Origin of the sequence: Pseudomonas sp. KNUC1026 (genome assembly GCF_021650705.1) — a bacterium.
Classification (GTDB): domain Bacteria; phylum Pseudomonadota; class Gammaproteobacteria; order Pseudomonadales; family Pseudomonadaceae; genus Aquipseudomonas.
The window spans coordinates 1,224,715-1,237,665 of the sequence record NZ_CP087138.1; the positions used below are offsets into that span (position 1 = coordinate 1,224,715).

The 12,951-nt window shown below is 65.2% G+C and carries 13 protein-coding genes and 2 pseudogenes; 9 read left to right on the forward strand and 6 right to left on the reverse strand.

Annotated elements, in window-relative coordinates; genetic code table 11:
- The first annotated feature begins 1 nt into the window (after position 1).
- Together LN139_RS05440 and LN139_RS05445 are read left to right on the forward strand one after the other, a co-directional pair.
- Complete coding sequence (locus LN139_RS05440; RefSeq protein ID WP_236359078.1) at positions 2-910, forward strand: DMT family transporter; 909 nt, start codon at positions 2-4, stop codon at positions 908-910.
- The gene (locus LN139_RS05445; RefSeq protein WP_236359079.1) at positions 897-1,826 is read left to right on the forward strand and encodes an alpha/beta fold hydrolase; all 930 of its coding nucleotides are present in this window, start codon (positions 897-899) and stop codon (positions 1,824-1,826) included. The genes LN139_RS05440 and LN139_RS05445 overlap by 14 nt, the downstream gene beginning before the upstream one ends.
- On the opposite strand, the gene LN139_RS05450 is transcribed toward LN139_RS05445, so the two are convergent.
- Positions 1,783-1,995: a hypothetical protein gene (locus LN139_RS05450; RefSeq protein WP_236359080.1), complete on the reverse strand. Its 213-nt coding sequence runs from the start codon at positions 1,993-1,995 to the stop codon at positions 1,783-1,785. The two genes, LN139_RS05445 and LN139_RS05450, sit on opposite strands and share 44 nt — an antisense overlap.
- A gap of 128 nt (positions 1,996-2,123) precedes the next feature.
- Here LN139_RS05450 and LN139_RS05455 point away from each other — a divergent pair, with 128 nt between their 5' ends.
- From LN139_RS05455 to LN139_RS05470, 4 genes are read left to right on the forward strand one after another with little or no spacing between them, the layout of a single operon-like run.
- Positions 2,124-2,795: a hypothetical protein gene (locus LN139_RS05455; protein ID WP_236359081.1), complete on the forward strand. Its 672-nt coding sequence runs from the start codon at positions 2,124-2,126 to the stop codon at positions 2,793-2,795.
- A 59-nt stretch (positions 2,796-2,854) separates the two neighbouring features.
- Positions 2,855-4,462, forward strand: coding sequence for an NAD(P)/FAD-dependent oxidoreductase (locus LN139_RS05460; protein WP_236359082.1), 1,608 nt, complete (start codon positions 2,855-2,857; stop codon positions 4,460-4,462).
- Between the two features lie 25 nt (positions 4,463-4,487).
- Positions 4,488-6,314 (forward strand): M48 family metallopeptidase, encoded by a 1,827-nt coding sequence (locus LN139_RS05465; RefSeq protein ID WP_236359083.1) that lies wholly within the window; start codon positions 4,488-4,490, stop codon positions 6,312-6,314.
- On the forward strand, positions 6,257-6,619 hold the full coding sequence (locus LN139_RS05470; protein ID WP_236359084.1) for a peptidase M48, Ste24p: 363 nt from the start codon (positions 6,257-6,259) through the stop codon (positions 6,617-6,619). The genes LN139_RS05465 and LN139_RS05470 overlap by 58 nt, the downstream gene beginning before the upstream one ends.
- Positions 6,620-6,685: 66 nt before the next feature.
- On the opposite strand, the gene pcsA is transcribed toward LN139_RS05470, so the two are convergent.
- The gene (gene pcsA / locus LN139_RS05475; RefSeq protein ID WP_236359085.1) at positions 6,686-7,411 is read right to left on the reverse strand and encodes a phosphatidylcholine synthase; all 726 of its coding nucleotides are present in this window, start codon (positions 7,409-7,411) and stop codon (positions 6,686-6,688) included.
- A gap of 205 nt (positions 7,412-7,616) precedes the next feature.
- Here pcsA and LN139_RS05480 point away from each other — a divergent pair, with 205 nt between their 5' ends.
- Positions 7,617-8,423: an NAD-dependent epimerase/dehydratase family protein gene (locus tag LN139_RS05480; protein ID WP_236359086.1), complete on the forward strand. Its 807-nt coding sequence runs from the start codon at positions 7,617-7,619 to the stop codon at positions 8,421-8,423.
- 3 nt (positions 8,424-8,426) lie between these two features.
- Here LN139_RS05480 and LN139_RS05485 read toward each other — a convergent pair whose 3' ends face one another.
- The gene (locus LN139_RS05485; protein WP_236359087.1) at positions 8,427-9,323 is read right to left on the reverse strand and encodes a LysR family transcriptional regulator; all 897 of its coding nucleotides are present in this window, start codon (positions 9,321-9,323) and stop codon (positions 8,427-8,429) included.
- Between the two features lie 111 nt (positions 9,324-9,434).
- Here LN139_RS05485 and LN139_RS05490 point away from each other — a divergent pair, with 111 nt between their 5' ends.
- Both LN139_RS05490 and LN139_RS05495 read left to right on the forward strand, forming a co-directional pair.
- Positions 9,435-9,863 (forward strand): VOC family protein, encoded by a 429-nt coding sequence (locus LN139_RS05490; protein ID WP_236359088.1) that lies wholly within the window; start codon positions 9,435-9,437, stop codon positions 9,861-9,863.
- Complete coding sequence (locus LN139_RS05495) at positions 9,860-10,447, forward strand: glutathione S-transferase family protein (protein WP_236359089.1); 588 nt, start codon at positions 9,860-9,862, stop codon at positions 10,445-10,447. The genes LN139_RS05490 and LN139_RS05495 overlap by 4 nt, the downstream gene beginning before the upstream one ends.
- Before the next feature lie 46 nt (positions 10,448-10,493).
- Here LN139_RS05495 and LN139_RS05500 read toward each other — a convergent pair whose 3' ends face one another.
- The 3 genes and pseudogenes from LN139_RS05500 to LN139_RS05510 form a co-directional block, all read right to left on the reverse strand.
- Positions 10,494-10,838: a cupin domain-containing protein gene (locus tag LN139_RS05500; protein WP_236359090.1), complete on the reverse strand. Its 345-nt coding sequence runs from the start codon at positions 10,836-10,838 to the stop codon at positions 10,494-10,496.
- Positions 10,839-10,951: 113 nt separating this feature from the next.
- Positions 10,952-11,400: pseudogene (locus LN139_RS05505) on the reverse strand (GNAT family N-acetyltransferase).
- Positions 11,357-12,741 (reverse strand): annotated as a pseudogene (locus LN139_RS05510) (MFS transporter). Before LN139_RS05510 ends, LN139_RS05505 begins: the two co-directional pseudogenes overlap by 44 nt.
- Positions 12,742-12,951: the final 210 nt, after the last annotated feature.

Genomic DNA, 12,951 nt, shown 5'->3' on the forward strand with positions numbered 1-12,951 from the left:
CATGTCATTCAAAGATTCAATGTTGGCCCTGTTGGTCGCTTTCCTCTGGGGCGCGCAGGTCAGCGCCGTGAAAATCGGCGGCGCGGAGTTGCCACCGATCCTGATGGTTGCGATGCGTTACGCGATCATGGCCGTGGCGCTGCTGCCGTTGCTGCGCCGTTGCAAACGTGAACATCTGGGCACGATGACCCTGATCGCTTCGGTGACGGGCACGCTGCACTTCGGCCTGCTGTATTGCGGGATTGCCCGGGTGGACGCTTCGACCTCGGCGATCATCTACCAATTGGCGACGCCCTTCACCTTGATCCTGGCCTGCCTGGCCTTGGGCGAAGTGCTCAAGCTCAAGGTCGTGGCAGGCATCGCGCTGGCCTTCGCCGGTGTGTTGGTGTTGCTGTTCAACGGGGCAGCCATTGGCAGCCTGCCGGGCATGTTGCTGGTGGCGCTGGCAGCCCTGGCATTTGCCACAGGCTCGGTGCTTACCAAACGTTTGGGCCCGCTGGACCCACTGGCCTTGACTGCCTGGACGGCGGTGGTCGCTGCGCCGCAGTTGCTGTTGTGGTCGTACGTGCAGGAGCGTGATCAGTGGGGCAGTGTGCTGGTTGCCAGCAGCCAGGCCTGGTGGGCAATGCTCTACACGGCGCTGAGCGGCGGGTTGCTGGGCTTTGGCTTGTGGTTCTGGCTGTTGAGCCGCAACAGCATCCAGCAACTGAGCCCTTATCTGTTATCGGTGCCGCTGTTTGCCATCGGCGTGAGCCAGTTGTTGCTGGGCGATGGCTTTACTCCGCGCCTGTTGCTGGGCGGTGCGCTGACGCTTCTGGGCGTTGCTTTGTGCCAACTGCGCCTGCCGCAGCTCAGGGGGTGGGCACGCACTGCAAGGATGAGCGCGGGGGCAGCCGATGAGCGTCGTTGATCGCCTGCTCCTGGCCGGCTTGCGCTGGGTCAACCGCTTGCGCTTTGGCCTGAAGCTTCGGCGCCACGGGCGCCTGGCTTATCTGGAGAGCCAGCCTCGCAGCGGCCCGACGCTGGTCTGGCTCCACGGCCTGGGCGCCAGCAAGGATCAGTGGGGGCCGGCGATGTTCGGCCTGGCTCGCCAGCACCACTGCCTGTTCGTCGACCTGCCTGGCCATGGAGAGTCGCTCTACGATTGCGCGGCCGGGTATGGCCCGCAATCGCTGGTTGCGGAGCTTGAGCCGTTGCTGCAAGCCTTCGGTGATCGCCCGCTGGTGCTGATTGGCAGCTCGTTGGGAGGTTGCGTTGCGGCCTTGTACGCGGCGCGCCGGCGGCAAGCTGTCCAAAGCCTGGTGCTGCTGGCCCCGGCCGGGTTGGGCGAAGAGGCGCTGGGCCCGGCCCTGGCGGATGCCTTGAGCACCGGTGAGCCGTGCTTCGGCTACCGCAATGAAGAGGAGATGGGGCGTTTCTGGCGCCTGGTGTTTGCGCAACCTCCGAAGGTGGGCCCGCGGCTCGCTCGCGCTTTGGCTGCCTCCGGCGCACGCCGCTACGGCCAGGTGCAAAGAGTGGTCGATGATTTCAGGCAAGAAGGGTTAGGGCAGTTGGTCGAGCACCTGCCTGAGGTGAATTGCCGGGTTCAGCTGATCTGGGGAAGTTGCGACCAGGTGTTCCTTTCAAGTGCCCTCCCGCAGGCGCTTCGCCGCCTGCCGCACGCTACGGGACACCTGGTCGACGGCGCTGGCCACGTGGCTTACCTGGAGCGCGGCGACGAGGTAGCCTCGGCTATCAGGCGGCACTTGTCGGGGGCTGCCGGGATTAGGGAAACGCCGCTATCTAGCCCTCGAATTTCTTCAGCGCCAGGTCGCAGCGCGCCTTGAGCTGGTTCACGAACTCTGCATAACCCGCCTCATCCAGCTGCCCGGTGTCGCGCAGGGCGCCCAGGTAGCCTTGCGCGCTCCAGAACAGCTGGTGCACGGCGTCGAGGTGAAACGACTCGGTATCCACCCGGTCGATGGCATTGCGGGCGAGGGTGAGGGCGTCGGTCATGGCGGTGGCTCCTGGGTTTTCGTTCAATGAACAGCAGACCGCGAAGGCGCTGCATTGGTTTGAATTCACATCGCCTTCACGACCGCCTGTGCTACCGTGCCGGCTCGTTTTTCGGGAGCCCCCTGACCATGCTTCAACCCCGCTCATGGCTGTTGGCCGCGGCGCTGCCGCTGTTCGCCGGCTGCCAGTTGCTCGACTTCACATCCTCCTCCAGCACGCCACAGCCCCTGAGCGGGCAGAGCCGCATGCAAGGCAACCTCAGCGCTGAGGGCGGGCATCTGCTGTTCACCCCCTGCGACTCGCCGCGCACCTTTGTGGTCGCCGATAACGGCGACACCGGCATCACTCAGGAGGCCGCCACGCTGGCCAGCCTGAACAAGCCCCTCTTCGCCGACCTGCGTGGCCGTTTCGACGGCAACAAGGTCTCCGGCCAGCCCGGCGAACTCAACCTGCAGAAGCTCTATCGCATCGAGAGCTCAGCCACCGCCTGCCAGGACAGGAATTTCAAGCTGATGCAGTTCCAGGCCGATGGCCAGGGCTGGGAGGCCAGGGTCAACACCCAGGGCTTGCTGGTGGAGCGTGACGGCCAGGCGCCGTTCGCAGTGCCGTTCGTCGAGGAGCAAGGCCTGGACGGGGCAATCAACCTCACCAGCGATGCCAATCATCAGCACATCCAGCTATGGCTGGCACCGCAGCGCTGCGAGGCTGGCGCGCGGGTGAGCTTCATGGCCGCCGAACTGCGCGTGGGCGAGCAGGTGCTGCGTGGTTGCGCGTTCGTAGGCGGGGCGCGCGAGCAGTAACGCGCCGGGGCGCGTATACTCGCGCCCTTGTTTTTGCGCAGGCTTTTCTGGACCGCCCCATGCTACGAATCACCGAACTCAAGCTGCCTCTTGACCACTCCGACGACGCACTGCGCCCCGCCCTGGTGGCCCGGCTGGGTATCGCCGACAGCGAGCTGACCGGCTTCACCGTGTTCAAGCGCAGCTATGACGCGCGCAAGAAGAACAGCGAGATGCTGTTCATCTATACCCTGGATTTCACCGTGCGCGACGAGGCCGCGCTGCTGGCGCGGCTGGCCGATGATCCGAAGCTGGGCCCGGCGCCCGATACCACTTACCAGTTCGTCGGCCACGCCCCGGCGCCGCTGGCCGAGCGTCCGCTGGTGGTGGGCTTCGGCCCCTGCGGCATCTTCGCCGCACTGATCCTGGCGCAGATGGGCTTGCGCCCGATCGTGCTGGAGCGCGGCAAGGAAGTGCGCCAGCGCACCCAGGACACCTGGGGCCTGTGGCGCAAGAGCGTGCTCAACCCCGAGTCGAACGTGCAGTTCGGCGAGGGTGGGGCCGGCACCTTTTCCGACGGCAAGCTCTACAGCCAGATCCGCGACCCGCAGCACCATGGGCGCAAGGTGCTCGAAGAGTTCGTCAAGGCGGGCGCACCCGAGGAGATCCTCTACGTCAACAAGCCGCACATCGGCACCTTCCGCCTTACCAGCATGGTCGAGAACATGCGCGCCGACATCGTCGCCCTGGGCGGTGAGATCCGCTTCGAGCACAAGGTCAGCGACCTGTTGCTCGACGGCGAAAAACTGCAAGGCGTGATCCTGGAAAACGGCGAGCAGCTGCTCTCGCGCCATGTGGTGCTGGCGCTGGGGCACAGCGCCCGCGACACCTTCCGCATGCTCGACCGCCGCGGCATCTTCATGGAAGCCAAGCCGTTCTCGGTGGGCTTTCGCATCGAGCACCCGCAGTCGGTGATCGACAAGGCCCGCCTGGGCAAATACGCCGGGCACCCGAAGCTGGGCGCCGCCGACTACAAGCTGGTGTATCACGCCAGCAACGGCCGCTCGGTCTACAGCTTCTGCATGTGCCCAGGCGGCACGGTGGTTGCGGCCACCAGCGAGCCGGGCCGGGTGGTCACCAACGGCATGAGCCAGTATTCGCGCAACGAGCGCAATGCCAACTCGGGGCTGGTGGTGGGCATCGACCCCGAACGCGACTACCCGGGCCACCCGCTGGCAGGCATCGAGTTGCAGGAACGCCTCGAAACGCTGGCCTATGAGCTGGGCGGGCGCAACTACCAGGCGCCGGCGCAGCTGGTCGGGGATTTTCTCGCCGGCAAACCCAGCCCGGCGCTGGGTTCTGTGCAGCCGTCCTACAAGCCGGGCGTTACCCTGGTAGACCTCGCCCAGGCACTGCCCGAGTTCGCCATCACCGCCATCCGTGAGGCGCTGCCAGCGTTCGAGCGGCAACTGCGCGGCTATTCGATGCACGACGCGGTGCTCACCGGCCTTGAAACCCGAACCTCCTCGCCTGTGCGCATCACCCGGGGCGATGACTTCCAGAGCCTGAGCCTCAAGGGGCTTTACCCGGCTGGTGAAGGCGCAGGGTACGCCGGCGGCATCCTCTCCGCCGGTGTCGACGGCATCCGTGTGGCCGAGGCGGTAGGGCGCGCCATGCTCGGCGCCTGATCGCGCTTTCCAGGGAAGGATCCTCATGAAATTGTTGAAGCTGATCGCCATTCTGATCGTGCTGCCGTTGGCCTTGGCGGGCTACGGCGGCTGGCAGCTGCAGCGCGCCCACGAGCACGGGCAGCGCGACAGCTATGCCGCCTACCTGCAAAGTGTGGTGCCAGACCTCGAAAAGCTGGCCGCCGAGCCGGGGTTGCACTTCGTCGAGATGGGCGGCCAGCGCGAAACCGTCCAGATAGCCCTGGGCAAGATCAACTCCCTGCTCGACGACCTGAGCCTGCTGCACCGCATCGGCCAGGTGATGTCGGCCCTTGCCGTCGCGGAAGTTGCGCTGGGCGTACTTGCCGCCGCTGTCGGGCTGCTTGGGCTGTTCGCACTGGCCCGGGCCGGGCGGCAGGCGATGCATTCACGCGAACGGCTGCTGCAGAGTTTCCAGGGAGTGCGTGCCTGGCTGCCCTGGTTGCTGGTGTCGCACATGCTGTGCATGAGCCTGGCGGTGGCTGCGGGCATCAGCTTCGAGGGGCTGGGCATCTGGCACGAAGGGCGGATGTCGGCCGGTGAGTTCAAGGGCATGATGCTGCTGCTGGCCATGGCTGCCGGTTGCGTTTACTCGATGTGGCGCATGGGCAAGCATTTGAAGCTGATGCTGGCGATGTTCGAGCCAACGCCGATGGAAGTGCTGGGCGAGCGGGTGAGCGAAGCGCAGGCGCCAGTGCTGTGGGCCTGGGTGCGGGAGCTGGCTCAGCGGCTCGGCGCGCCGGTTCCGGATCACATCCTGGTGGGCCTGGAGCAGGGCTTTTACGTCACCTCCAGCGACATCGACCTGCGACCGGCCGGCACAACGCTGCAGGGCTGCACCTTGCATGTGCCCCTCAATTACCTGGGGTTGCTCGACCGCGATGAAGCCACCGCGGTCATCGGCCATGAGCTGGGGCATTTCGTCGGCGCCGATACCGAATACAGCCGCCACTTCATGCCTATCTACGATGGCATCGGCCGCAGCCTCGGCCTGATCGACCTGCATATTTCCGAAAGCGGCAAGCTCCAGCGCGTGCTGTTGCGCCCGGCATTGATGCTGGGTGAGCTGTTCATCGAACGCTTCGATCACGCGGTCAGCCATTGGAGCCGCGTGCGCGAGCTGGCGGCCGATGCCACCGGCGCGCAGCTGACCGGCGCGCCAGTGGCGGCCTCTGCGCTGCTGCGGGTAACACTGCTGGAGCCGCTGTTGTTTCAGGCTTTGCTGGAGCAGGTGCAGCACACGCTCAAGCATGGCGCTGCTGCCACACAGGACCTTGCGCGCGAACTCATCGCCAGCGTCAGCGCGCAGGCGCTGGTTGTGAGCGATGAGCAGATGGCGGTGCAACAGCCGCATCCCAGCGACACGCACCCCTCCAACGGCGAGCGGCTGGCAGCGCTGGGGGTGCCGGCCGAATCGACCATCGCCCAGGCGGCCCGCCCCATCGAGGCCGCTCAGGCATTGGCGCGGATGGACAGCTATTTCAGCGAACCCCAGGCCCTGCGGGCCAGGCTCACCTCGCACTACCTCGATCACCACGTGCGTGAGGACGCAGAGGCAACCGCCCATCTGCAAGAGCTGGCCAGCCTGGTGCAGGGTGAAGTGGTGCTCTGCGAGAACGCCCATGTACGCGGCTGGGTGTTCGCTGCACTCGGCTCAGGGCTGGCGCTGCTGGCCCTGGCGTTCCTGCTGGGGTGGATTACCAGCCACCGCGGGCAGGCAATGGAGTGGGTCGGGCTCGTGATCGCCTTTTTGCAGCCATCTGCCTGCTGGTCGGCGTGCAGGCGATCAACCGCTCCAGGCAACCGGCGCTGGTGCTGGGCGACGAGCACCTGAGGTTCCTTAACCTGAAGGCGCCGCTGCCGATCGCTGACATCGACGATTTTCGGATGAGCCTGCTTCACGGTGTGCGCCTCGAGTTCGTGCTGGCGGAGCAAGCCGCGTTGCCGGAATTGACCCAGCGGCGCTTGTTGCACGCCCAGGCGCGGCTGGATCGCAAGCGGCGCGTGCTGAGCTTGCAGCTGGCGAGGCTCTGCCGGGATGGCAAGGTGCTCAAGGCGCCTGAGCTGGCAGAGTTGGTCCTGCAATACCTCAACGCCGGCATGGCCCGGCGTGCTCTGGCCGAACGCGCGCAGCGCTGAGCGGGCCCATGAAAAAGGCGGCTACGTCATTCGACGTGCCGCCCTCGATGCTCTGGCAGGTGAGCCTCAGAAGCGCCGCGAAACCCCCAGCCGGCCCTTCCACTCAAGCGCCGTGCGCCATACGCAAACGCCCACGAAGTAAGCCGAGCAGGCCAGCCACAGGCTCAGCGGCACGGTGCCCAGCTCGGGGCGAATGATGATCAGCCACAGGCTCGTCAGCAGCCAGCCGAAGGTGACCGCAATGTTGATGGGCATGAAGCGGCGCACGCGGAAGGGGTGCAGGAACTTCATCGGGCTTACCGTCAGCACCGCCAGGCCCAGCACGGTGACCAGCGTCAGCCAGGCCGGTGGGGTGAGGATGTACAGGCACAGCGCGACGACGTTCCAGGCCGCAGGGAAGCCTACGAAATAGTTGTCGCTGCTTTTCATGTTGACGTTGCAGAAGCAGAACAGCGAAGAGATCAGGATCACCGTGGTGGTGAACAGCAGGGTGTACTGCGGCAACGGGATGTACTTGTAGATGAACAGCGCCGGAATGAAGACATAAGTGAGGAAGTCGATCACCAGGTCCAGCACGCTGCCGTCGAAGTGAGGCAGCACTTCACGCACATTCACCCGCCGGGCAAGGCTGCCGTCCACGCCGTCTACCAGCAGCGCCACACCCAGCCAGAGCAGGCAGGCCTGGGGTTTGTCTTCGAACAGGGCCAGGGTCGCCAGCAGCGCCGTGAACACGCCGGTCGCAGTGAAGGCGTGGGCGCTCCAGGCGGCGAAGGTGAGGCTGTGTCGGTTCAAGGTGGGTCTCCGGCAGGGTATTACAGTAGTGGCATATCGACCTGCCAGCGGGGGCAGGGTTCATCCGCGGCCCTGGCTATTTCACGATAGTGCAATATTCGTCGGGGCCACGGTTATTCGTCGGAGGCGATTCTAAGCCCCAAGAGCGGCTTGGGGCTACGCTGTCTGTTCAAACAGCCGTTTATCCACTCAAGGAACCCCGTCAATGGCCAAACCTTTCAAACGCCTGCTGATCACCGGCGCCGCCGGCCGCCTTGGCAGTGTATTGCGCCAGGCGCTGGCCACCCAGGCCGACACGCTGCGCCTTTCCGACATCGAAAGCCTGGGCCCACTGGCCGAACATGAAGAGGGTTGCCAGTGCGACCTGGGCGACTACGAGGCCGTGCTGCCACTGCTGGAGGGCGTGGATGCCGTAGTGCATGCCGGCGGTGTGCCGCTGGAAGACACCTTCGCCAAGCTGCTCAACGGCAACATCGTCGGCACCTACAACATCTACGAGGCGGCCCGCCGGCACGGTGTGAAGCGGGTGATCTACACCAGCTCCAACCATGCCATCGGCTTCTACGACCGCACCGAAGTGCTCGATGCCAGCGTGCCCCATCGCCCCGATACCCTCTATGGCCTGACCAAGTGTTTCGCCGAAGACCTGGGCCGGTATTACTGGGACAAGTTCGGCATCGAGTCGGTGAATATCCGCATTGGCTCTTCGTTCGAGCAACCGCTGGACCGGCGCATGCTGGCGACCTGGCTGTCGTTCGGCGACTTCGCCCAGCTGGTTGAGCGCGCCTTGCTGGCGCCGAGGGTGGCGCACATGATCGTCTACGGCATGTCGAACAACCGCGAAACGCTCTGGGACAATCATCAGGCGCGCTCGTTGGGTTTCGTGCCGCAGGACAGCGCCGAGGCCTACCGTGAACAGGTCGAAGCGCAGCACCCACCGCTGCGCCATGACGAGCCGGCGGCGCGCTTTCATGGCGGCAATTTTGCAGGTGCCGGGCACTTCGAGGATTGACTGTCAGCCTGGAGAGGGCAGGGCTGCCTGCAAGCGCGGTGCGGCCCAGTCCACAAATGCCTTGACCCGAGGCGCCAGCCCCAGCCCGTGTGGGTACACCAATTGCACTGGCAGGTCCTGCGGCTCGAATGCTTCCAGTACCCGCACCAGTTCACCAGTGGCCAGCGCCTCGGCGGCCTGATAATGCAACAGCCTCGCCACGCCCAACCCTTGCACGCATGCAAGCCGAACGGCGCGAATCTGGTTGCACCACAGCCGCGCCTCGACGGTTACCGCCTGGCTCTGGCCGGCCTGGCGGTAATACCACTGAGTGCCGTGGCCGGCGAAAGCGATGCAGGCATGCCGCGCCAGCTCGCTGGGGGCCACCAGGGGCGGTTGGCTGGCCAGGTAGGCCGGGCTGGCGCAGGTGAGCAAGCGTGTGGTGCCGAGGGCGCGGGCGACCAGGCCTGAATCCGGCAATTGGCCGATGCGCAGTGCCAGGTCCAGGCGCTCGTCGATCATCGGCACGATCTGGTCGTTCAGGATCAATTCCGCGCGCGCCTGCGGGTGTTCGGCGAGGAAGCCGTTCACCAGCGGCGCCAGGTAAAGCTGGCCGAACTCCACTGGGGCCGTGATGCGCAGCACACCGCGCACCTGGCCGTCGCGCCCCTCCAGTTCACGCTCCATGGCGTCGCACTCGGCCAGCATGCGTTGGCTGAAGGCAAGGTAACGCTGGCCTTCATCGGTCAGTGCCATGCGCCGGGTGCTGCGGTTGAGCAGGCGCACGCCCAGCTGGCGTTCCAGCGCCGCCAAAGAACGCACCAAGGACGCCACCGACTGCCCGCCGGCTTCGGCAGCGGCGCTGAGGCTGCCGTGCTCGACGATACGAACGAAGTGCGCCATTGCCTTGAGTTTGTCCATGCTCGCCTGGGGATCTGTGCCAAAAGTGCACAAGTATTGCCAGGTTCGGCCCATAGGTGAAGCCGCAACTGCGCGGCACACTGGGCGCCTCTTTCATGAAGGAGCCTACTCATGGCCCACACTTCGAATCCTGCCCGTTTGCTGGCCTACGACCATGTTGGCATTCGTGTCAGCGACAAGCGCCGCGCTGTAGCGTTCTACGAGGCCTTGGGCTTCACTGAAACCGCCAGCTTCCCGGTGCATGAGGCCAACGAGATGACCAGCGCCGACGGTGTGCGCATCAATCTGATCTTCAACGGGACTCGCTTGCCTCACGCTCACAACCCGTTGCTGGATGCGCCGGTCAAACTGCCGGGCATCACTCACCCGGCATTCGTGATCGACGACTTGCAAGCGCTGATCGCCTGGCTCGGCGAGCGGGGCATCGCCATCACCGAAGGCCCGCACCCCATCGGCCCGCGGCGGGTGGCGCTGTTCATCCGCGACCCCGATGGCAACGTACTGGAATTCAATCAACTCACAGAAGGGCACGCCCAATGAAACTCTACGACGCCACGCTTTCGGGCAACTGCTACAAGGTCCGCCTGTTCGCTGCCCTGGCCGGCATCGAGCTGGAACTGGCCCCGGTCGACCTGCCTTCCGGCGCTCACAAGCAGCCTGAGTTTCTGGCGCTCAACCCGCTCGGCCAGGTGCCAGTGCTGGCCGACGGCGAAACGGTAGTGCGTGATGCCCAGGCGATTCTGGTGTATCTGGCCGGGTTGTACGGTGGGTTGGCCTGGTGGCCGAGCCACCCGCAGGGCCAGGCCGACGTCATGCAGTGGCTGTCGTTCGCCAGCAATGAGGTGCAGCACGGGCTATGTGCGGCGCGCCTGGTGGACAAATTCGGTGTGGTGCTCGACAAACCCGCTGCGCTGGCCAAGGCCGCCTCGGCCCTGGAAGTGCTGGATCGGCACCTCGCCGAGCATCTCTGGCTGGCCATGGGCCGGCCAACCATCGCCGATTGCGCGGTGTACCCCTACGTGGTGTTGGCACCGGAGGGCGGGGTGGCGCTGGAGGGCTACAGGCATGTGCTGGAATGGGTGGAACGGGTCAAGGCCTTGCCGGGCTACCTCGCACAGCCCTGACCCCCTGGCGAACCGGCACGCACCCTTGGGGCGCGTGCTGGGGCGATCAGGCGAAAACGAAATACTTGCGGACCGTCTCGACCACTTCCCAGGTGCCTTTCATGCCCGGCTCGATCACGAATACATCGCCGGCCTTCAGGTGCATGGGCTGTTCGCCTTCCGGGGTGATGATGCAGTAGCCATCCAGGAAGTGGCAGAACTCCCATTTGTCGTAGTTGACCTCGAACTTGCCAGGCGTGCAGATCCAGGTGCCCATGATCTTGCTGCCGTCCTTGGAGAGGTAGGCATTGAGGTTGACGGTATGGGGGTCGCCGCCGATGCGCTTCCATTTGGTGGCGTCGACCACCGGGGTAGGGCAGGTGTTGCGCAGCACGGTGATGAAGTCGGACATGTTCGCTCCTCAAGGTGGGCCAAAGCCTTGCACCTTCAGGGGGCTGGCGCGTGGGGCAAGCGTCCAGCGGCGACTCGCACATGCTCGGCAGCGGCGCGGCCCGCCAGTACCGCTCAGGCCGGCTTGCGCATGTCCACGTGGGGGATGCCGTCTTCCAGATAGGTGTCGCCCTCGGCGACGAAGCCATAGCGCGCGTAGTAGCCGGTGAGGTGTGCCTGTGCCGAGAGGTAGAGGCCGCAGCTCGGCCAGCGCTGCTCCGCCTGTTCGAGCGCCTGGGCCATCAATTGGTGCCCAGGCCCCGGCCCCGCCCGGCGGGCGCGGTGATGACCCGGCCGATGGCGACTTCGCCCTGTTCGCGGGGCAGCAGGCGCAGGTAGGCGAGCATTTGCCCGCCTTCCTCACCCAGCAGGTGGTGGGTGTCACCGGCCAGGTCCTGGCCGTCGATGTCCAGGTAGGCGCATTGCTGCTCCACGATGAACACCTCGCAGCGCAGCTTCAGCAGGCTATGCAGCTGGGTTTTATCGAGCGCGCTGTGGTGCAGGCAGGTCCATGTCAGTGCCACGTTGGCTTCTCCGGCGATCAGGGTCGGGGATGATCGCACGGCCCGCCGCAGTGAGCGACAAGGCTTTTGTTTCAGGCGCCCAGGCGATCGAGATGATCGCACCCAGCAGCAGAATGGCCGCCAGCATGCCCATGGTCGGCATCAGCCCCAGCCCTGCCACGCTGATCGGCAGCAAAAAGGTGCTCAACCCCGAGCTCAGGCGGCTGCAGGCCGTGGCCAGGCCAATGCCGCTGGCACGCAGTTCGGTGGGGAAGCTCTCCGCCGGGTACACGCCCACCAGATTGCTCACCGCCGACAGCACCAGCGTGAACAGCCCGAACAGCCCCACCATCAACCAGGCAAGGTTCCCCGGCATGATCGTCAGCAGGAACAGCGACGCGGCAAGGATCAGGAACGAGTTGATCAAGAAGCCCCGGCGGCTGAACTTGATGGTGCAGCCAATGCCGATCAGTGCGCCGATCACCAGCAGAGCATTGAGCAGGATCTCGGTGCCCAGGCCCTCGGAGAGGTTCATGGTCTTGAGGATTACCGGCAGGAACGTGTAGATCGCAAAATACGGCATCACGATGCACACGAAGAACAGGCAGTTGAAGACCGTGCGAGTCAGGTACTCGCGGCTGAACAGCTGGCCGAAACCGGCATGCTCCGGCTCGCCGATCTCGTCGTCCAGCTCCACGTGCGGGCCCAGGTGCTTGTGCACGATGGCGCGCGCCTCCTCGATACGGCCGTGATGAACCAGCCAACGCGGTGACTCCGGCGTGCCGATCCGAAACACCAGCACCAGAAATGCCGGCACTGCCGAAGAGGCGAGCATCCAGCGCCAGGCGTCCGGCCCCCAACTGAGCATCAAGGTGCCCACGACGGTGGCCGCCACGTAGCCGAAGGTCCAGATCACGCTGAACGAGCCCAGCAACGTACCGCGATGGCGCTTGGGTGAGAACTCGGCGAGCATCGCGTGGCCGACGCAGAAATCCCGCCCAGGGCGATGCCCAGTAAAAGCCGGCAGATGAACAACTGCATGGGTGTGTCGGCGAAAAATTGCAGTGCCGAGGCCAGGGTGATGAGCGCGAAGCTTACGACGAAGATTTTCTGGCGGCCCATGCGGTCGGAGAGCCAGCCGAAGAACAGGCTGCCGGCGAACAGCCCGAACAGCGCTGAGGCTGCGACCAGGCCTTGCCAGGCGGGGGAGAGGTCCATTTGCGGGGTGATGAGGGTGAGTGCGATGCCGACCAGGCCGAGGATGTAGCCGTCTGTGAAGTGGGCGCCGAACGTAAGTGCGGCGATCTTGATGTGGAATCGGCCCACCGGTAAATCATCGATCTTGAGGGTTTGCCCCGCCATGCGAGTCTCCTGTTTTCTTGTTGTTATGCCTCAAGGCGTGGGCGGCACGCGTAATGCCCACAAGGCGTCCAAGGGTATGCAGGGGATGATCCCCCGCTCTGGCTCGGGCCTTCGGCCTGCACACGACGCGTTGGTGTCCGTGAGCGCCGTCTGCGCTTGAACAGGCTCGCAGGATGATTGGCTGCGAGCGCCTGGGGTGATGCCATTATT